The following is an 18,534-nucleotide window of genomic DNA, read 5'->3' as shown; positions in this document are numbered from 1 at the left end:
TTTACGGGGGGAGGGCGGTAAGTGATTGTTATGTCGGCAAAAAATTTTAAATTTTTTGAAAAATAAGTTTGACAGGCTTTCGATACACCCTTAAGATTCGCCCCGTCCTCAGCGATGACATCAACGATGAGGGGCTATAGCTCAGCTGGGAGAGCGCTTGCATGGCATGCAAGAGGTCGACGGTTCGATCCCGTCTAGCTCCACCAATTTACACTTCAAGGCCTGGCCACACCGGCCTTGAAGCGATCAACACTCAGCGTTGATCTGTTGTATAGAAGGGTTTGCGTCCCCTTCGTCTAGTGGCCTAGGACACCGCCCTTTCACGGCGGTAACAGGGGTTCGAGTCCCCTAGGGGACGCCAGTTTTACAGAAGCGATGTTGCAAGATGTCGCTCCGCCGCGAGGCGAAAAATCCGGGGCTATAGCTCAGCTGGGAGAGCGCCTGCATGGCATGCAGGAGGTCAGCGGTTCGATCCCGCTTAGCTCCACCAATTTTACAGTTCAAGGTCTGGCCACACCGGCCTTGAATCGATCAGCTCTCAGCACTGATCAGTTGTATAGAAGGGTTTGTGTCCCCTTCGTCTAGTGGCCTAGGACACCGCCCTTTCACGGCGGTAACAGGGGTTCGAGTCCCCTAGGGGACGCCACGATTACCCGCTCTGCGGGATTTTATAAGGGTCATTCAATTATTGAATGGCCCTTTTGTTTGTCTGGCGTTTGGCCAAACTCCTCCTTTTCCAAAAAAACTGTTCTTCAGACCAGCGGTCACACTCATGACTTGCTAAAATTTATTATGAGAATAATATTTCAGTCGTAATATTCGGAGGCGACGATGAACGATAAAAAAGCTCAAACCCGCGAACGCATCCTCAAGGCTGCCAGCGCAGCGCTGATTCAGCGTGGCCCGGCCGAGCCCAGTGTGGGCGAAGTGATGGGCGCGGCGGGCCTGACCGTCGGCGGCTTCTATGCACACTTCGAAAGCAAGGACGCGATGATGCTCGAGGCGTTCAAGCAATTGCTCGGTCATCGCCGCGACCTGATTGCCGACATGGACGCGCAGTTGACCGGCGAAGAGCGTCGCTCTCTGGTGGCAGCGTTTTACCTGTCGCGCAAGCACCGTGATTCCTCCGAGTCGGCCTGTCCGATCCCGGCATCGGTCGGCGAATTGGGGCGGCTGCCGGAAGCGTTTCGTGTCGCTCTGAATGAGCATGTGGAATTGATGGTCGCGCAGTTGGCGGCCAGTCCTGAAGACACCGAAAAAGCCCTGGCCGATATGGCCTTGATGGTGGGTGGGCTGGCTCTGGCGCGGGCGCTGGGGCCGGGAGAGTTGTCCGATCGATTACTGCGCGCCGCCAAATCGGCAGTGCGTTGACCTGAAGGCTGCGGCCTGAGGAGAATGCGATGAGCGCGTTAAAGTGGGTTCGTGGCGTTAATGGCACCTTGGGCTGGTTTGCCCCGAAACTGGTCGCTAGCAAAATGCGACTGGCCTTCATGACACCGCGGGATCTGCCACCCCGTGACTGGGAGCTGCCGCTGTTGGAGAGATCCGAGCGTATTACCCTGCGGTTTGGCCTTTCGGCCCTGCGCTGGGGGCAAGGCCCGGCTGTGATGCTGATGCACGGCTGGGAAGGGCGGCCAACGCAGTTTGCCAGCCTGATCACGGCGTTGGTCGATGCCGGTTACTCGGTCGTGGCCCTGGATGGTCCGGCCCACGGTCGCTCACCGGGCAGTGAAGCGAATGTGGTGCTGTTCGCTCGCGCCATGCTTGAAGCGGCTTCCGAACTGCCACCCCTGCAAGCGGTTATCGGCCACTCCATGGGCGGCGCCAGTGCCATGCTCGCGGTCCAGTTGGGCTTGCGCACCGAAACTCTGGTCACCATTGCCGCACCGGCGCGGATTCTCGGCGTGTTGCGTGGTTTCGCCCGTTATGTCGGGCTGCCACCGAAGGCCCGCTCGGCGTTCATTCGCCAGGTCGAGCAAGACGTCGGCATGCGAGCCGCAACGCTGGATGTCGCGCACTATCAACTCGACATGCCCGGCCTGATTGTCCACGCTGAAGACGACAACCTTGTCTCTGTGAAGGAATCCCAGCTGATCCACGAAGCCTGGTTCGACAGTCGTTTGCTGCGCCTGCAGGAGGGTGGGCATCAGCGGGTGCTGGCTGACCCTCGGGTGATTGACGGTGTGTTATCACTACTGGCCGGTCGCCGACTGCAATCGCGCCAATCGGCTTGAGCATCCGTTACACTGCCCCGGTCGAATCTATATGACCGGGAGTGGGGCATGGGCTGGGATCGGGAAACGCCATTTATCATTGATCTACAAGTGGACGCCGAGGACATTGACGGGTTGGGGCACGCGAACAACGCGGTCTACGTGACCTGGCTCGAACGCTGTGCCTGGCGTCACTCCCAGCGTCTTGGCCTGGATCTGGTCGAATATCGGAGGCTGGACCGGGCGATGGCGGTGGTGCGCCACGAGATCGATTACCTGGCGGCAGCCTATGAGGGCGATGAGCTGCAATTGGCGACCTGGATCGTCGATTGGGACCAGCGCCTGAAAATGACCCGGCACTTCCAGTTGAGGCGCCCCAGCGATAATTCGACGTTGCTGCGGGCGCAGACCACTTTCGTCTGCATCGAACTGTCCACGGGCAAGCCCAGGCGCATGCCGGCGGAGTTCATCGAGGGCTATGGCCCGGCGATCCAGGTGCAGGAGTTGGTACAACCCTGACTTCCTGTGGGAGCGGGCTTGCTCGCGAAGGCGTCGTGTCTGACACACCGCTTTCGCGAGCAAGCCCGCTCCCACAGGTGGTCGCGATGTTCTGCAGATTTTCTCCGAAACCCAGTAAACTGCCGCACGTTTTTCCTTGAGTGTGTTTTTCATGCAAATTGCTTTGGCGCCCATGGAGGGGTTGGTCGACGACATCCTGCGCGATGTGCTGACCCGCGTGGGCGGTATTGACTGGTGCGTGACCGAGTTCATTCGGGTCAACGACCAGTTGCTGACACCTGCCTATTTCCACAAGTTCGGCCCGGAGTTGCTCAACGGTGCCCGGACGGCCTCCGGTGTGCCGCTGCGTGTGCAATTGCTCGGTTCCGATCCGGTGTGCCTGGCAGAAAATGCCGCGCTGGCTTGCGAGCTGGGTTCCGAAGTGATTGACCTGAACTTCGGCTGCCCGGCCAAGACTGTCAACAAGTCCCGTGGTGGCGCGATACTGCTCAAGGAGCCCGAGCTACTCAACCAGATCGTCGAGCACGTCCGTCGTGCCGTCCCTGCACACATTCCGGTCACCGCCAAGATGCGCCTGGGCTTCGACAGCCCGGACGGTTCGCTGGAGTGTGCCACGGCCCTGGCCGAAGGCGGCGCGGAACATATCGTGGTGCATGCGCGGACCAAGGTCGACGGCTACAAGCCGCCGGCGCACTGGGAGTGGATCCCGCGCGTACAGGACGTGGTCAAGGTGCCGGTGTTCGCCAATGGTGATATCTGGAGTGTCGAGGACTGGCGTCGTTGCCGCGAGATCAGTGGTGTGGAAGACATCATGCTCGGTCGTGGCCTGGTTTCGCGTCCGGATCTGGCCCGGCAGATCGCCGCGGCGCGGGCCGGTGAAGAGGTCGTGGAGATGACCTGGAACGAGCTGCTGCCGCTGATCCAGGACTTCTGGTTGCAAGCCAAGGCACAGATGACGCCACGTCAGTCGCCGGGTCGCCTGAAACAATGGCTGGCGATGCTGACCCGCAATTATCCCGAGGCGGTGGAGCTGTTTACCGTGCTGCGCCGTGAGACCGAGCTGGATAACGTCTCGCGTTTGCTGGGTCTGCCGGTGGCAGAAGCGGCCTGAAACTCTTTTTTAAAAAACAGAAAATAATCTCTTGAAATTCAATCAGCGGTCCCTATCTAAGGATTACGCGATGCCGAATTCGGGTCGCGGAGACAAAAAACCTTGCTGATTGTTTTCAGGAGATTTGAATCATGGCTACTACATTTTCCCTGGCCCCACTGTTCCGTTCCTCGGTAGGTTTCGACCGTTTCAACGACCTGTTCGAGACCGCCCTGCGCAACGAGCCAGGCAGCAGCTATCCACCCTATAACGTGGAAAAACACGGCGATGACCAGTACCGTATTGTCATCGCAGCGGCTGGTTTCCAGGAAGAAGACCTGGAGCTCGAAGTCGAGAAAGGTGTGCTGACCATCAGTGGCGGTAAACGCGACGCGAACGAAGACGTCACTTATCTGTATCAGGGCATTGCGCAACGTGCCTTCAAACTGTCCTTCCGTCTGGCGGACCACATCGAAATCAAGGCTGCCGGCCTGAGCAACGGTCTGTTGAGTATCGACCTGCTGCGGGTGATTCCGGAAGAGGCGAAAGCCAAGCGCATCCCGATCAACGGGACGCAGAAACCGGCTCTGCAACACTAAGCCAGAGCAACGAAAAGGGCGCCCTTGCAGCGCCCTTTTTTATTTTACGCATGCCCTGTAGCAGCTGGCGAAGCCTGCGTCCGGCTGCGAAGCAGTCGTAAAAACTGTGTGCCAAATGCTCCTGAAACACCGCGGAGTCTGGCTTGACGACTGCTTCGCAGCCGAACGCAGGCTTCGCCAGCTGCTACAGGGGTGGGTTATTTCAGGAGTTTTTGAAACTCTTCCACCGGCAACGGCTGACTGTGCAGATACCCTTGGTAGAAGTGACACTCCAACCCCTGCAAGAACTCCAGTTGCTCCGCTGTTTCCACCCCTTCGGCAATCACCTTCAAGTCCAGGCTGTGGGCCATGGCGACGATGGCGCGGATGATTTCGGCGTCGTTCGGGTCGCTGGTGGCGTCGCGGATGAACGACTTGTCGATTTTCAGGGTATCGACCGGCAAGCGCTTGAGGTAGGTCAGCGAGGAATAGCCGGTACCGAAGTCGTCCATGGCGAAGCTCACTCCGAGTTTTTTCAGGCGGCGCATTTTGCTGATGGTGTCTTCCAGGTTCTGGATGACGATGCCTTCGGTGATTTCCAGCTTCAACAGTGAGCAGGGCAGGCCATAGCTGGACAGGCTGTTTTCGACGCGCTCGACGAAGTCATTCTGGCGGAACTGGCGCGGGCTGATGTTCACGCACAAGCTGAATTTGTACGGATTCACCAGGCCGTCGTCGATCAATTGCTTGAATGCCTGGCAGGCTTCGTCGAGGATCCAGGTGCCGACCTCCAGAATCAGTCCGCTGTCTTCCAGCACCTTGATGAACTCGGTGGGTGACTGCGCGCCGAGCTGCGGATGATTCCAGCGCACCAGGGCCTCGGCGCCGACAATGCGGTCGCCCCTGGCGTCGACCTGGGGTTGGTAATGCACGTGAAATTCACCCCGGGAAAGCGCCAGACGCAAGTCGGTTTCCATGCGCAGGCGTTCGCTCGCAGCCTTCTGCATGGTGTTGTGGTACATCTGCGCGGTATTGCGGCCCGAGTCCTTGGCGCGATAGAGCGCGATGTCGGCGCGCTTGAGCAGGTCGGTCGGGGTCGAACCGTGATCGGGGATCAGCGCAATGCCGATGCTTGGCGTCACTTGCAGGCGCTGGCCGTCGAGGAACATCGGTTCGGACAGCAGCTCGCGGATGGTGTCGGCCAGTTCGCGAACCTGATCGCTGACCTCGCTGCGCGAGCCTTCGAGACCGCTGAGCAGCACCACGAATTCGTCACCGCCCAGGCGCGCAACGGTGTCCTCCATGCGCACGCTGGCCTCCAGGCGCGCGGTGATGATTTTCAGCACGGTATCGCCCACCGGGTGCCCGAGGGAGTCGTTGATGTGCTTGAAGTGGTCGAGGTCGAGAAACATTAGCGCACCACGTAAATTGTGGCGTTTGAGCAGGGCAATTTGCTGGCTGAGCCGATCCATCAGCAATGCGCGGTTGGGCAGGTTGGTCAGTGGGTCGTGGTAGGCCAGGTGGCGGATCTGCGCTTCGGCGTTTTTCAGCTGGCTGACGTCTCGCGCGGTCAGCAGCAGGCAGGCGGTTTCGTTGAGGGTGATCGGCTCCACCGAGACTTCGACGGTGAGCAGTTCGCCGCGCTTGTTGCGCCCGAGCATTTCCTGATGATGAACCCGACCCTTGATCTGCAATTCGGCCAGCAGCGCCGAGCGTTGTTTTTCTTCCGCCCAAATACCCACCTGATACACCGTGCGGCCCACTACTTCCTCGGCGCGATAACCGGTCAGGCGGCAGAAACCGTCGTTGACCTCCAGATAGCGTCCGGTGTCGCGCTCGGTGATGGTGATGGCGTCGGGGCTGGAGTGGAAGGCCTTGGCGAATTTCTCTTCACTGGCCTTGAGCGCCGCTTCCGAGCGCTGTTGCTGGGTGATGTCGCGCAGGGTGGTGACGATGCAGGGCTGGTCGCCGACGCTGATCTGGCGGCTGGAAATCACGCACGTCAGGACCTGTCCGTCCTTGTGCTGGACCAGAATGGCCACGTTGTTCAGGCCTTGCTCGCGAATCACTTGTTCGATCCGTCGCAGGCTTTTCGCCGAAGCGTCCCACAGGCCGATTTCGTCGGCGCTGCGGCCGATCACATCGGCGGTACTCCAGCCGAAGGTCTGGGTGAAGCTGGAGTTGATTTCAATGAACTGGCCGCTGTCCTGGTGGGTGACGCAGATCGGATCGGGGCTGACCTGGAACAGCGTGGCGAATTTTTCTTCGGAGGCCACCAGCCGTTGTTCGCGCTCTACCTGGTCTGTGATGTCGAGCAATGTGCCGGCCATGCGCACCGGCACGCCGTTTTCATCGCGGTAGAGGCGGGCGCGGCTTTCCAGGTAACGTGAGCTGCCATCGGGCAATTGCACGCGATAGGTCAATTGATAGTTGCCGGCCGGACCTTCACGCAGGCTGCGGTAAGCGTCGCGCATGGTGTCACGTTCTTCGCCGGGCACGCCTTCGAAGAACTCGTCGAAGGATTCGTGAAAGGGTTTGGCGTCCAGGCCGTGCAGTTGGGCGGCCCGTGCCGATCCGTAGAGCATGCCGCTGGGAATGTGCCAGTCCCAGGTACCGAGTTGTGCCGAATCCAGGGCCAGGTCGAGGCGTTCCTGGCTGTCCTTGAGGGCATGTTCGGCGATTTTGCGTTCGGTGGTGTCAAGAAACGTGCTCAGTAGATAGGGCTGACCTTCGAGCTCGACTTTTTGCGCACTGAGAATGCCGTCATGGATCTGGCCATTGCTGGCGCGAAACTGCACTTCCATGCTGACCAGGTCGCCTTTGGCTTTGGTGGCCTTGACCAGTTCGGCCCGTTGCTCGGGATGCACCCAAAGTCCCAGTTCAAGCGTGGTGCGGCCGATCGCGTTTTGCACCGGCCAACCGAACAGGCTTTCGAAATACTGGTTGGCTTCGGAGATCAGGCCGTCTTCCTGGCGGGTCAGCAGGACCATGTTCGGGCACAGGTGAAACAGGGTGGCGAAGCGTTTTTCCGAGCTGCTCAGCGCCTGTTCGCGCTGACGCTGGTGGGTAATCTCGCGGATTACACCGATCATCCGTGGCCTGCCGTGCTTGTCCGGCAACAGGCTGCCGTTGATTTCCAGCCAGTGCAGGCTGCCATCGGGCCAGCGGATGCGGTGATGCATCGCTTGCTCCAGTGGCGCGCCTGCGATGACCGCGTGAAACGCGCGAACGGCCTTGGCGCGATCTTCCGGGGGCAGCAGGTCGAGGTATTCCAGATCCTGTGGCAGCGGTTGCCGGGGATCGAAGCCGAACAGCGCCTGCGTGCCCCGGGACCAGCTGATCTGCCCGCGCTCGATGTCCCAATACCAGGCGCCCAGGCGCGCGCCGTTGAGTGCGGCCAGCAATTGCGGTGCACTTTCCCAGCTCTGCTCGGAGCTTTTTGGGTCAATCGCCTGAATACGTGGCATCGGCGGAATACGGTCAACAGATTTCGGCATTGGTAAGCCTTAGGCTGAGTTTGAGCGTTTATTGCAGGAATTCGCGGCTTTACAGGAGTAGCACAAGTCAGCCTTGAGTCCCTGGCAGATCGAGTTGAGCGTCCAGTAAGGCCATGAAGGCCCGCGCAGCATTCGACAGCGTCCTTTCCGTGTGCAGGATATAGCCTAGCTGGCGAGTGAGCTGTATGCCCGGTAAAGGTATGCGTGCCACTTGGTCATCGAGCATGGTGCGCGGCAAAACACTCCAGGCCAGGCCGATCGAGACCATCATCTTGATGGTTTCCAGGTAGTTGGTGCTCATGGCAATGTTTGGCGTCAGGCCCTGGGCCTCGAACAGCCGCTGCACGATGTGGTGGGTAAAAGTGTTGCCGCCGGGGAATACTGCCGGGTGTCGGGCGATGTCCGACAGGCTGACTTTGCCGTTGTTGAGCAGTGAATGCTCTGGGGCGACCACAAAATCCAGCGGGTCGTCCCACACCGGAGTGGCCTTGACCAGCGCATGGGGTTCCGGTGCGAGGGTGATGACCGCCAGTTCGGCACGGCCATGGAGAATTTCCTCGTAGGCCACTTCCGAATCGAGGAATTGGATATCCAGCGCTACTTGTGGGTAACGCCGGGTGAATTCCCTTAACAAGGGTGGCAAGCGGTGCAGGCCGATGTGGTGACTGGTCGCCAGAGTCAGACGGCCGGTCACTTCGCCTGTGAGGTTGGTCAAGGCGCGGCGCGTATCATCCAGCACATTCAGAATCTGATAGGCCCGCGGCAGCAGGGCGCGTCCGGCCTCGGTCAGGCCGACTTCCCGGCCCAGGCGATCAAACAGCCGCACCTTCAATTGCTGCTCCAGCCCGGCGATGCGTTTGCTGATGGCCGGTTGGGTCAGGTGCAGTCGTTCACCTGCACCAGAGAAACTTCCTGTCTCGGCAATGGCAATAAAAGCATTGAGGTTGGCGAGGTCCATGGCTGCATTCCAGTTGGTTATCCAAAGCATAAAAAATATGAATTTGAGTTATTTAATGTAACCCCATAGGATCAGCCTCACAAGCCAAGGGGTTATTGAGTCAATCAAGGCCCGGGGCATAGAAACAAGCTGATGAGGAAACCGTCTGATGGCCGGCAAAACGCTCTACGACAAGCTCTGGGATTCGCATTTGGTCAAGCAGCGCGACGATGGCTCTGCGCTGATCTACATCGATCGTCACATCATCCACGAAGTGACCTCGCCGCAAGCCTTCGAAGGCCTGCGTCTGGCCGGGCGCAAGCCGTGGCGCATCGATGCCAACATCGCGACCCCGGACCACAACGTACCGACCACGCCGGAGCGCAAGGGCGGCATCGACGCTATCGTTGACCAGGTTTCGCGCCTGCAAGTCCAGACCCTGGACGACAATTGCGATGAATACGGCATCGTCGAGTTCAAGATGAATGACGTTCGCCAAGGCATCGTCCACGTCATCGGCCCGGAGCAGGGCGCCACCTTGCCGGGCATGACCGTGGTCTGCGGCGACTCCCATACCTCGACCCACGGCGCATTCGGCGCATTGGCGCACGGTATCGGCACTTCCGAGGTCGAGCATGTGCTCGCCACCCAGTGCCTGGTCGCCAAGAAAATGAAAAACATGCTGGTACGCGTCGAAGGCCAATTGCCGTTCGGCGTGACCGCCAAGGACATCGTCCTCGCCGTGATCGGCAAGATCGGCACCGCCGGCGGTAATGGCCACGCCATCGAATTCGCCGGTAGCGCGATTCGCGACCTGTCCGTCGAAGGCCGCATGACCATCTGCAACATGTCCATCGAGGCCGGCGCTCGCGTAGGTCTGGTGGCGGCTGACGAAAAGACCGTGGCTTACGTCAAGGGCCGTCCATTCGCTCCGAAAGGCGCGGAATGGGATCTGGCCGTCGAAGCCTGGAAAGACCTGGTGTCCGACGCCGATGCCGTGTTCGACACGGTTGTCGAGCTGGACGCGACCCAGATCAAGCCGCAAGTCAGCTGGGGCACCTCGCCGGAAATGGTGTTGGCGGTCGATCAGAACGTGCCGGATCCTGCGAAGGAAATGGACCTGGTCAAGCGCGACTCCATCGTCCGTGCCTTGAAATACATGGGTTTGACCGCTAATCAGGCGATTACCGACATTCAGCTCGACCGCGTGTTCATCGGTTCCTGCACCAACTCGCGGATCGAAGACCTGCGTGCTGCGGCCGTGATCGCCAAGGGCCGCAAAGTGGCCTCGACCATCAAGCAGGCCATCGTGGTGCCAGGCTCGGGTCTGGTGAAGGCGCAGGCCGAATCGGAAGGCCTGGACAAGATTTTCCTCGAAGCCGGTTTCGAATGGCGTGAGCCGGGTTGCTCGATGTGCCTGGCGATGAACCCGGACCGCCTGGAGTCCGGCGAGCATTGCGCATCGACCTCCAATCGCAACTTCGAAGGCCGTCAGGGCGCCGGTGGCCGTACCCACCTCGTCAGCCCGGCCATGGCCGCCGCAGCCGCTGTGAACGGTCGTTTCGTCGACGTCCGTGAAATGATCCAGGGAGCACAGTAATCATGAGAGCATTTACCCGGCACACTGGACTTGTCGCACCTTTGGATCGTGCCAACGTCGACACCGACCAGATCATTCCCAAGCAATTCCTGAAGTCGATCAAGCGCACCGGTTTCGGCCCGAACCTGTTCGATGAATGGCGTTACCTGGATGTGGGCCAGCCCTATCAGGACAACTCCAGGCGCCCGCTGAACAAGGACTTCGTGCTCAACGCCGAGCGTTATCAAGGCGCCAGCGTGTTGCTGGCCCGCGAGAACTTCGGTTGCGGCTCCAGCCGTGAGCACGCGCCTTGGGCGCTGGAGGAATACGGTTTCCGCAGCATCATCGCGCCGAGCTATGCCGACATCTTCTTCAACAACAGCTTCAAGAATGGCTTGCTGCCGATCATCCTGAGCGATGCCGAAGTCGACGAACTGTTCCAGCAGGTCGAGGCCAATCCGGGCTACCAGTTGCAGGTCGATCTGCAAGCCCAGACCGTGACCCGTCCGGATGGCAAGGTGTTGAGCTTTGAGATTGATGCGTTTCGCAAGCATTGCCTGTTGAACGGTCTGGACGATATCGGCCTGACGTTGCAGGACGGCGATGCGATTGCGGCGTTTGAGGCCAAACACCGTGCTAGCCAGCCTTGGTTGTTTCGCGACGCTTGATATTGCGTAAGGCGTAATGACGCCATCGCGAGCAAGCTCGCTCCCACATTGGATTTGCGGCGTTCACAAAACCTGTGGGAGCGAGCTTGCTCGCGATGAGGCCAGAACAGACACCCCAAGACTCACCCCCAAAAAGGAAGTCCGCATGACCAGCACCGCCCAGCACACCCAGGTAGTCCAGAAGCAATTCGGCGAACAGGCCGCGGCCTACCTGAGCAGCGCCGTTCACGCTCAAGGCACTGAATTCGCACTGCTACAGGCTGAACTGGCGGGGCAGGGCGATGCCCGGGTGCTGGACCTCGGTTGCGGCGCAGGCCACGTGAGCTTTCACGTAGCCTCGTTGGTGAAAGAGGTGGTGGCTTACGACCTGTCGCAGCAGATGCTCGACGTGGTCGCCAGTGCTGCGGTTGATCGCGGCTTGAGCAATGTGTCCACGGTCAACGGCGCCGCCGAGCGCCTGCCGTTCGCCGATGGCGAGTTTGATTTCGTCTTCAGCCGTTATTCGGCGCACCATTGGAGCGATTTGGGCGTGGCCCTGCGGGAAGTGCGTCGAGTCCTGAAGCCGGGCGGTGTGGCGGCATTCGTCGACGTGTTGTCACCGGGCAGCCCGCTGTTCGACACTTACCTGCAAAGCGTCGAAGTGCTGCGTGACACCAGCCATGTGCGCGATTATTCCGCCGGCGAGTGGTTGCGCCAGGTCAGCGAGGCAGGGCTGCATACGCGCAGTACCACCCGTCAGCGCTTGCGCCTGGAGTACAACAGCTGGGTCGAGCGCATGCGCACACCGCAAGTGATGCGCGCGGCGATCCGCGAGTTGCAGCAGTCGATGGGCAACGAAGTACGCGAATATTTCGAGATTGAAGCCGATGGTTCATTCAGTACCGATGTGCTGGTACTGATGGCCGAACGCTAGGAATTTTTCCGGGAGCGCCTGAGGGCGCACCGACTGATGACATGAGGAAAGCATGAGCAAGCAGATTCTGATTCTCCCAGGTGATGGTATTGGCCCGGAAATCATGGCCGAAGCGGTCAAGGTGCTGGAGCTGGCCAGTGACAAGTTCTCTCTGGGCTTCGAGCTGAGCCACGACGTGATCGGTGGCGCCGCCATCGACAAGCACGGCGTGCCTTTGGCCGATGAAACCCTGGAGCGTGCGCGCGCAGCCGATGCCGTGCTGCTGGGCGCCGTGGGCGGCCCGAAATGGGACACCATCGAGCGTGACATCCGTCCTGAGCGCGGCCTGCTGAAAATCCGTGCGCAACTGGGCCTGTTCGGCAACCTGCGTCCGGCGATCCTGTACCCGCAACTGGCCGAGGCTTCCAGCCTGAAGCCGGAAATCGTTGCCGGGCTGGACATCCTGATCGTTCGCGAACTGACCGGCGGCATCTACTTCGGCGCACCACGCGGTACCCGTACCCTGGAAAACGGCGAGCGTCAGTCCTACGACACCCTGCCGTACAGCGAAAGCGAAATCCGTCGTATCGCCCGCGTCGGTTTCGACATGGCCATGGTGCGCGGCAAGAAGCTGTGCTCGGTGGACAAGGCCAACGTACTGGCTTCCAGCCAGCTGTGGCGCGAAGTGGTCGAGCAGGTGGCCAAGGATTATCCTGAAGTCGAACTGAGCCACATGTACGTCGACAACGCCGCCATGCAACTGGTGCGCGCACCGAAGCAGTTCGACGTGATCGTCACCGACAACATGTTCGGCGACATCCTGTCCGACCAGGCGTCGATGCTCACCGGTTCCATTGGCATGCTGCCGTCGGCGTCCCTGGACACCAACAACAAAGGCATGTACGAGCCGTGCCACGGTTCGGCGCCGGACATCGCGGGCAAGGGCATCGCCAACCCGCTGGCGACCATTTTGTCGGTGTCGATGATGCTGCGTTACAGCTTCAACCAGCAGGCCGCGGCCGATGCCATCGAGAAAGCCGTCAGCCTGGTGCTGGATCAGGGCTTGCGTACCGGTGACATCTGGTCGGCCGGTTGCACTAAAGTCGGTACGCAGGAAATGGGTGACGCAGTAGTCGCCGCGCTGCGGAATCTGTAATCTCTCGGGCCCGCTGCCAAATTCAAGAAAAGGCAGCGGCCCACATTTCAAGAAGGTGTAGTTGCGATGAAACGTGTAGGTCTGATCGGTTGGCGCGGTATGGTCGGTTCCGTGCTCATGCAGCGGATGCTGGAAGAGCAGGATTTCGATCTTATCGAGCCGGTGTTTTTCACCACTTCCAATGTCGGTGGCCAAGGCCCGTCCGTGGGCAAGGACATTGCTCCGCTCAAGGACGCTTACAGCATTGAAGAGCTGAAAACCCTCGACGTGATTCTGACCTGCCAGGGTGGCGACTACACCAGCGAAGTCTTCCCCAAGCTGCGCGAAGCCGGCTGGCAGGGTTACTGGATCGATGCCGCTTCCAGCCTGCGCATGCAGGATGACGCGGTGATCGTTCTGGACCCGGTGAACCGCAAGGTCATCGACCAGCAACTGGACGCGGGCACCAAGAACTACATCGGCGGCAACTGCACCGTCAGCCTGATGCTGATGGGCCTCGGTGGCCTGTTTGAAGCCGGCCTGGTGGAGTGGATGAGCGCCATGACCTATCAGGCGGCCTCCGGTGCCGGCGCGCAGAACATGCGTGAACTGATCAAGCAGATGGGCGCGACCCACGCCGCTGTCGCCGATCAACTGGCCGATCCGGCCAGCGCGATCCTCGACATCGACCGTCGTGTGGCCGAAGCCATGCGCAGCGATGCGTACCCGACCGAAAACTTTGGCGTACCGCTGGCCGGCAGCCTGATCCCGTGGATCGACAAGGAACTGCCGAACGGCCAGAGCCGCGAAGAGTGGAAGGCCCAGGCCGAGACCAACAAGATCCTCGGTCGCTTCAAGAGCCCGATCCCGGTCGATGGCATCTGCGTGCGCATCGGCGCCATGCGCTGCCACAGCCAGGCGCTGACCATCAAGCTGAACAAAGACGTGCCGATCGCCGATATCGAAGGGCTGATCAGCCAGCACAACCCTTGGGTCAAGCTGGTACCGAATAGCCGTGAGACCAGCATTCAGGAGCTGAGCCCGAACAAGGTCACCGGCACCCTGAACATCCCGGTTGGCCGTCTGCGCAAGCTGAACATGGGTTCGCAGTTCGTTGGCGCATTCACCGTCGGCGACCAGCTGCTGTGGGGCGCGGCCGAGCCGCTGCGTCGCATGCTGCGGATCCTGCTCGAGCGTTGATCGACTGAAGCAATGAAAGAACCCGCGCCTTGAAAGAGGTGCGGGTTTTTTTATCCCTGACAGTCTGAAGTTTATTGGTTGCCCATACCGGCCTCTTCGCGGGCAAGCCCGCTCCCACAGGTTTCAGTGGTGTACACAAACCTTGTGCTCGACACCGAACACTGTGGGAGCGGGCTTGCCCGCGAAGGGGCCGGTACAGCCAGCGTAAATATCCGGCAGAATTGCCTGTATCCCACCCACCCGGTAAAGTGCCGCTCCCCCCGTTTCGCCAGAGGTAAAACCATGAGCCAGACCATTGATATTGCCGTGATCGGCGCCACCGGTACTGTCGGCGAAACACTCGTGCAGATTCTTGAAGAGCGCGACTTCCCGGTCGGCAATCTGCACCTGCTGGCCAGCAGCGAGTCGGCCGGCAGCTCAGTACTGTTTCGCGGCAAGAATGTGCGGGTGCGGGAAGTCGATGAGTTCGACTTCAGCAAGGTGCAGCTTGGGTTTTTCGCGGCCGGCCCGGCGGTTTCGTTGAGTTTTGCTTCCCGTGCGACCGATGCCGGTTGCTCGGTGATCGATCTTTCTGGGGCCTTGCCGGCCGAAAAGGCGCCGCAGGTCGTGCCTGAGGCCAACGCGCAGGTGTTGGCCGGCTTGAAAAAACCGTTTCAGGTCAGCAGTCCAAGCCCGTCGGCCACCACGCTGGCGGTGGTGCTCGCGCCGCTGATGGATTTGCTCGATTTGCAGCGCGTCAGCCTGACCGCCAGCCTGGCGGTATCGGCCCAGGGCCGCGAAGCCGTGAGTGAACTCGCCCGGCAAACCGCCGAACTGCTGAATGTGCGACCGCTGGAGCCGAAATTCTTTGATCGGCAGATGGCCTTCAACCTTTTGGCCCAGGTCGGCAAACCGGATGAGCAAGGTCATACGCTGCTGGAAAAACGCCTGGTGCGTGAGCTGCGCCAGGTCATGGCACGGCCTTCATTGAAGATTTCCGTCACTTGCATTCAAGCCCCGGTGTTTTTTGGCGATAGCTATAGCGTGACCCTGCAGTCCGCGAGTGAAATCGATCTGGCGAAAATCAATGCGGCCCTGGAAGACGCACCCGGCATCGAACTGGTGGAAGCCGGCGATTACCCGACCCCGGTGGGCGATGCGGTAGGGCAGGATGTGGTCTACGTCGGTCGGGTGCGCACCGGTATCGACGACCTGACGGAACTTAATCTGTGGCTGACATCAGATAACGTACGCAAAGGCGCCGCGCTGAACGCTGTGCAGCTGGCTGAGTTGTTGATTAAAGACCTGCTGTAAAAGATACTTTGCAACAATTTGTCGAATGATTCCGCGCGAGCCTATGCTTGCCGGAGTGCTGAAGGCGAGCCACCCTGCAGGGCTTTCCGGGGCATCAATGAAATGACCGCGCGCGACGACCCTCGCCGTTGCGCGCAATGCCTTACGGCAGCGGCTATCAATACCTTCTCGCTGGCCGAGGAATGTTCAAACTAAGGATGAGCTAATGGTTCAAGTTCGCAAACTGGTGTTAGCAATAGCGGCCGCCTCGGCGCTGTCCTCCGGTATGGCGCATGCCCTCGGGCTCGGGGAGTTGACCCTGAAATCGACGCTCAACCAGCCGCTGGTTGCGGAAATCGAGCTGCTCGATGTCAAGGATCTCACCGCCGCCGAAGTGGTGCCGAGCCTGGCTTCGCCTGACGATTTCGCCAAGGCCGGTGTCGACCGCCAGGCGTTTCTCAATGACTTGACCTTCACCCCGGTGCTGAACGCCAGCGGCAAAAGCATCCTGCGCGTGACCTCCAGCAAGCCACTCTCCGAACCCATGGTGAAGTTCCTGGTTCAGGTCATGTGGCCGAACGGCCGTTTGCTGCGCGACTACAGTGTGCTGCTCGATCCATCGAAATTCTCGCCGCAAGCCGCCGAGGCGGCTGCGCAACCCGCACCGACTTCATCCGTCGCCGCACCGGTCACCGGCGCGACCAAACCGTCCCAATACACCACCACGCGGCGCGATACCCTGTGGGAAATCGCCGCGAAAGCGCGTAATGGCGGTTCGATCCAGCAAACCATGCTGGCCATTCAGGCGCTGAACCCGGATGCCTTCATCGACGGCAACATCAACCGTTTGAAAACCGGCCAGGTGCTGCGCCTGCCGGACCAGGCACAGAGCACGAGCCTGGCGCAATCCAAGGCCATTGCCGAAGTGGCCGCACAGAACTCGGCCTGGCGCCAGGGTCGCCGTTATGTGGCGAAACCCGGAGCAGGGCAGCAACAGCTTGACGCCACCAATCGCGCTCGCACCGATGGTGCTCCGGCTCAAGCGGCCACCGACAAGTTGAGCCTGGTGTCTGCCGAGTCCGGCAAGAACCGTGGCAAAGGGGCTGCCGGAGATGCCAGGGCCCTCAGCAACAAGCTGGCGGTGACCCAGGAAAGCCTCGACACCAGTCGTCGTGACAACGCCGAACTGAAAAGCCGCATGGCCGACCTGCAAAGCCAGGTGGACAAGCTGCAACGCCTGATCGAGTTGAAGAACAATCAACTGGCCAAGTTGCAGGCCGAGGGCGCGAATGGCGCACCAGACGCCGCAACGGCTCCGGCAATGTCGGCCGAGCTGGCCCCCAATCCGGCGGTAGCGCCTGCTCCGGCTGAAACTGCGCCAGCGGCCACAGCGCCCGAGGCAACTCCGGCGCCGGCCGAGAAGCCCGTTGAGGCGACCCCGGGCACATCCGACGATCAGAAATTCAATGAGTTGCTGACCAATCCGGTGCTGCTGGGCCTGGTAGGTGGCGGTGCGGTGATTCTGCTGCTCCTGCTGCTGTTGCTGGCGCGCCGCCGCAAAGCCCAGCAAGAAGCCGAAAAGCATCTGCGCATGGCCCGTGCCTTGGCCGAAGAACAGCCGTTCTCGGCCGATTTCGACTTGCCGGAAAGCAGCTTCGAAGGCCTTGAAGTTCCGTCGCCAGGCGTGAAGCTGGCGACTGCACCGACGCCAGCTCCCGCGCCAGCGCCGGTAATTGCTCCGGTCGTGATGACCACGCCGATCGCCGCGCCATTGGTGGCGCCGGCTGCCGAGTACTCCGACGACGTGCTGGGCCAGGCTCAATCGCACATCAATGCCGGTCGCCTGAATCAGGCTGCCGCGTTGCTGGAGGACGGCGTCAAGCAAGAGCCTCAGCGCAGCGACTTGCGCTTGAAACTGATGGAAGTCTACGGCCAGCAAGGCGATCGCGATGCGTTCGTCGGCCAGGAGCGTCAGTTGGTGGCCAATGGCGACAACTACGCCCAGGTTGAAAAACTCAAAAGCCGCTTCCCGGCCATGGCGCTGGTGGCTGCCGGTGGTATCGCCGCAGCCGCCGTTGCTGCCGAACTGGACGCGCAATACGTCAAGGACCTGTTGCTCGATGAGCCGCAAGCACTGGCGCCAGAGCCAGCGCCGTTCGAGGATGACCTCGACAGCGCCTTCGACCTGAGCCTGGATGATCTGGACACGATTACGCCTGTGGCGCCTGCACCTGCACCAGCACCGGAGCCTGAAGTGGCGGCGTTGCCGGATCTGGGAGAGTTCCCGCAGGATGACGACCTGAGTTTTGAGTCGGTGTTGCAGCAGCAGACTGAAATCAAGGAAAACCTCGACGACCTGTCGGACTTCGATCTTGACTTGGATCTCGGTGCGCAGCCGTCGCCGGCGATGCTGGCTGAAGACGATTTCCTTCTGGATCTGGATGAGGGAGTGAAGGATTTTCCAGTTGCCGAAACCCCGGCTGTTCCTGAGGTTGCACTGGATGATCTGGAATTGCCGGCCGATTTCGATCTGTCGCTGGCCGACGAAATGGATGCGCCGGATGCGTTCGCGGCAGAGCTGGATGACGTCAACGCCGAGCTGGAGAGCTTGTCCAACAGCATCGGCGAGCCGACCTTTACCGAGGCTGATGCTGCACTGGGTGACGATGATGACTTCGACTTCCTCTCGGGTACTGACGAAGCCGCTACCAAGCTCGATCTGGCTCAGGCCTATATCGACATGGGAGACAGCGATGGCGCCCGTGACATCCTCAATGAGGTGGTAAGCGAAGGCAGTGCCGAGCAGAAGAGCGAAGCCAGGGAAATGCTTTCGCGCCTGGCTTGAGTGCCTGGCAGGTTGTAAACAGAACGGCAGCCCGGTGAGGCTGCCGTTTTTGTTTGGCCGATGAATTGATGTCGTTTGCTGAGGCCTCTTCGCGAGCAAGCTCGCTCCC

14 protein-coding genes and 4 tRNA genes are annotated in these 18,534 nt (G+C 60.4%); 16 read left to right on the top strand and 2 right to left on the bottom strand.

What is annotated here, in order from left to right; genetic code table 11:
- Positions 1-130: 130 nt before the first annotated feature.
- The 9 genes from ACEN8Z_RS21780 (at position 131) to ACEN8Z_RS21740 (ending at position 4,421) form a co-directional block, all read left to right on the top strand.
- Positions 131-206 (top strand) — tRNA-Ala (locus ACEN8Z_RS21780).
- Between the two features lie 79 nt (positions 207-285).
- A tRNA-Glu gene (locus ACEN8Z_RS21775) sits at positions 286-361 on the top strand.
- Positions 362-414: 53 nt separating this feature from the next.
- Positions 415-490, top strand: a tRNA-Ala gene (locus ACEN8Z_RS21770).
- Between the two features lie 80 nt (positions 491-570).
- A tRNA-Glu gene (locus ACEN8Z_RS21765) sits at positions 571-646 on the top strand.
- Between the two features lie 185 nt (positions 647-831).
- Positions 832-1,371 carry a TetR/AcrR family transcriptional regulator gene (locus tag ACEN8Z_RS21760; RefSeq protein WP_495595617.1) on the top strand — a complete coding sequence of 180 codons (540 nt, stop codon included), beginning with the start codon at positions 832-834 and terminating at the stop codon, positions 1,369-1,371.
- A 29-nt stretch (positions 1,372-1,400) separates the two neighbouring features.
- Positions 1,401-2,234, top strand: coding sequence for an alpha/beta fold hydrolase (locus ACEN8Z_RS21755; RefSeq protein WP_495595616.1), 834 nt, complete (start codon positions 1,401-1,403; stop codon positions 2,232-2,234).
- 48 nt (positions 2,235-2,282) lie between these two features.
- A complete protein-coding gene (locus ACEN8Z_RS21750; RefSeq protein WP_495595615.1) occupies positions 2,283-2,732 on the top strand; it encodes an acyl-CoA thioesterase in 450 nt (149 codons plus the stop codon).
- Between the two features lie 151 nt (positions 2,733-2,883).
- Complete coding sequence (locus ACEN8Z_RS21745) at positions 2,884-3,843, top strand: tRNA dihydrouridine synthase (protein WP_495595614.1); 960 nt, start codon at positions 2,884-2,886, stop codon at positions 3,841-3,843.
- Positions 3,844-3,974: 131 nt separating this feature from the next.
- Positions 3,975-4,421 carry an Hsp20 family protein gene (locus ACEN8Z_RS21740; RefSeq protein ID WP_007986945.1) on the top strand — a complete coding sequence of 149 codons (447 nt, stop codon included), beginning with the start codon at positions 3,975-3,977 and terminating at the stop codon, positions 4,419-4,421.
- Positions 4,422-4,618: 197 nt separating this feature from the next.
- Here the strand turns inward: ACEN8Z_RS21740 and ACEN8Z_RS21735 are convergent, their stop codons facing one another.
- Both ACEN8Z_RS21735 and ACEN8Z_RS21730 read right to left on the bottom strand, forming a co-directional pair.
- Positions 4,619-7,897 (bottom strand): sensor domain-containing protein, encoded by a 3,279-nt coding sequence (locus ACEN8Z_RS21735; protein ID WP_495595613.1) that lies wholly within the window; start codon positions 7,895-7,897, stop codon positions 4,619-4,621.
- Positions 7,898-7,964: 67 nt separating this feature from the next.
- Positions 7,965-8,855 carry a LysR family transcriptional regulator gene (locus tag ACEN8Z_RS21730; RefSeq protein ID WP_007997545.1) on the bottom strand — a complete coding sequence of 297 codons (891 nt, stop codon included), beginning with the start codon at positions 8,853-8,855 and terminating at the stop codon, positions 7,965-7,967.
- 148 nt (positions 8,856-9,003) lie between these two features.
- Here ACEN8Z_RS21730 and leuC point away from each other — a divergent pair, with 148 nt between their 5' ends.
- The 7 genes from leuC to ACEN8Z_RS21695 all read left to right on the top strand — a co-directional run bounded on the left by leuC (position 9,004) and on the right by ACEN8Z_RS21695 (position 18,425).
- The gene (leuC, locus tag ACEN8Z_RS21725; RefSeq protein WP_007986951.1) at positions 9,004-10,434 is read left to right on the top strand and encodes a 3-isopropylmalate dehydratase large subunit; all 1,431 of its coding nucleotides are present in this window, start codon (positions 9,004-9,006) and stop codon (positions 10,432-10,434) included.
- Positions 10,435-10,436: 2 nt separating this feature from the next.
- Positions 10,437-11,081, top strand: a complete 645-nt coding sequence (leuD, locus tag ACEN8Z_RS21720) for a 3-isopropylmalate dehydratase small subunit (protein WP_007997549.1) — start codon at positions 10,437-10,439, stop codon at positions 11,079-11,081.
- A gap of 145 nt (positions 11,082-11,226) precedes the next feature.
- The gene (locus ACEN8Z_RS21715; RefSeq protein WP_495595612.1) at positions 11,227-11,994 is read left to right on the top strand and encodes a class I SAM-dependent methyltransferase; all 768 of its coding nucleotides are present in this window, start codon (positions 11,227-11,229) and stop codon (positions 11,992-11,994) included.
- A 52-nt stretch (positions 11,995-12,046) separates the two neighbouring features.
- The gene (gene leuB / locus ACEN8Z_RS21710) at positions 12,047-13,129 is read left to right on the top strand and encodes a 3-isopropylmalate dehydrogenase (protein WP_407800100.1); all 1,083 of its coding nucleotides are present in this window, start codon (positions 12,047-12,049) and stop codon (positions 13,127-13,129) included.
- 66 nt (positions 13,130-13,195) lie between these two features.
- On the top strand, positions 13,196-14,308 hold the full coding sequence (asd, locus tag ACEN8Z_RS21705) for an aspartate-semialdehyde dehydrogenase (protein ID WP_007975660.1): 1,113 nt from the start codon (positions 13,196-13,198) through the stop codon (positions 14,306-14,308).
- A 282-nt stretch (positions 14,309-14,590) separates the two neighbouring features.
- Entirely contained in the window at positions 14,591-15,601 is a 1,011-nt protein-coding gene (locus ACEN8Z_RS21700) for an aspartate-semialdehyde dehydrogenase (RefSeq protein WP_495595611.1), read from the top strand.
- Between the two features lie 205 nt (positions 15,602-15,806).
- Positions 15,807-18,425 (top strand): motility hub landmark protein FimV, encoded by a 2,619-nt coding sequence (locus ACEN8Z_RS21695; RefSeq protein ID WP_495595610.1) that lies wholly within the window; start codon positions 15,807-15,809, stop codon positions 18,423-18,425.
- The last annotated feature ends 109 nt before the right edge of the window (positions 18,426-18,534 follow it).

This window comes from Pseudomonas sp. Pseusp10 (genome assembly GCF_059492225.1).
The sequence above is the reverse complement of the archived record's forward strand: the minus strand, read 5'-3'. Positions and strand labels throughout refer to the sequence as shown.

Coding starts and splice junctions, on each gene's coding strand:
- ACEN8Z_RS21735 (WP_495595613.1), bottom strand. CDS start 7,897: ATGCCGAAATCTGTTGACCGTATTCCGCCGATGCCACGTATTCAGGCG.
- ACEN8Z_RS21715 (WP_495595612.1), top strand. CDS start 11,227: ATGACCAGCACCGCCCAGCACACCCAGGTAGTCCAGAAGCAATTCGGC.
- leuD (WP_007997549.1), top strand. CDS start 10,437: ATGAGAGCATTTACCCGGCACACTGGACTTGTCGCACCTTTGGATCGT.
- leuC (WP_007986951.1), top strand. CDS start 9,004: ATGGCCGGCAAAACGCTCTACGACAAGCTCTGGGATTCGCATTTGGTC.
- ACEN8Z_RS21755 (WP_495595616.1), top strand. CDS start 1,401: ATGAGCGCGTTAAAGTGGGTTCGTGGCGTTAATGGCACCTTGGGCTGG.
- leuB (WP_407800100.1), top strand. CDS start 12,047: ATGAGCAAGCAGATTCTGATTCTCCCAGGTGATGGTATTGGCCCGGAA.
- ACEN8Z_RS21760 (WP_495595617.1), top strand. CDS start 832: ATGAACGATAAAAAAGCTCAAACCCGCGAACGCATCCTCAAGGCTGCC.
- asd (WP_007975660.1), top strand. CDS start 13,196: ATGAAACGTGTAGGTCTGATCGGTTGGCGCGGTATGGTCGGTTCCGTG.
- ACEN8Z_RS21730 (WP_007997545.1), bottom strand. CDS start 8,855: ATGGACCTCGCCAACCTCAATGCTTTTATTGCCATTGCCGAGACAGGA.
- ACEN8Z_RS21740 (WP_007986945.1), top strand. CDS start 3,975: ATGGCTACTACATTTTCCCTGGCCCCACTGTTCCGTTCCTCGGTAGGT.
- ACEN8Z_RS21750 (WP_495595615.1), top strand. CDS start 2,283: ATGGGCTGGGATCGGGAAACGCCATTTATCATTGATCTACAAGTGGAC.
- ACEN8Z_RS21745 (WP_495595614.1), top strand. CDS start 2,884: ATGCAAATTGCTTTGGCGCCCATGGAGGGGTTGGTCGACGACATCCTG.
- ACEN8Z_RS21695 (WP_495595610.1), top strand. CDS start 15,807: ATGGTTCAAGTTCGCAAACTGGTGTTAGCAATAGCGGCCGCCTCGGCG.
- ACEN8Z_RS21700 (WP_495595611.1), top strand. CDS start 14,591: ATGAGCCAGACCATTGATATTGCCGTGATCGGCGCCACCGGTACTGTC.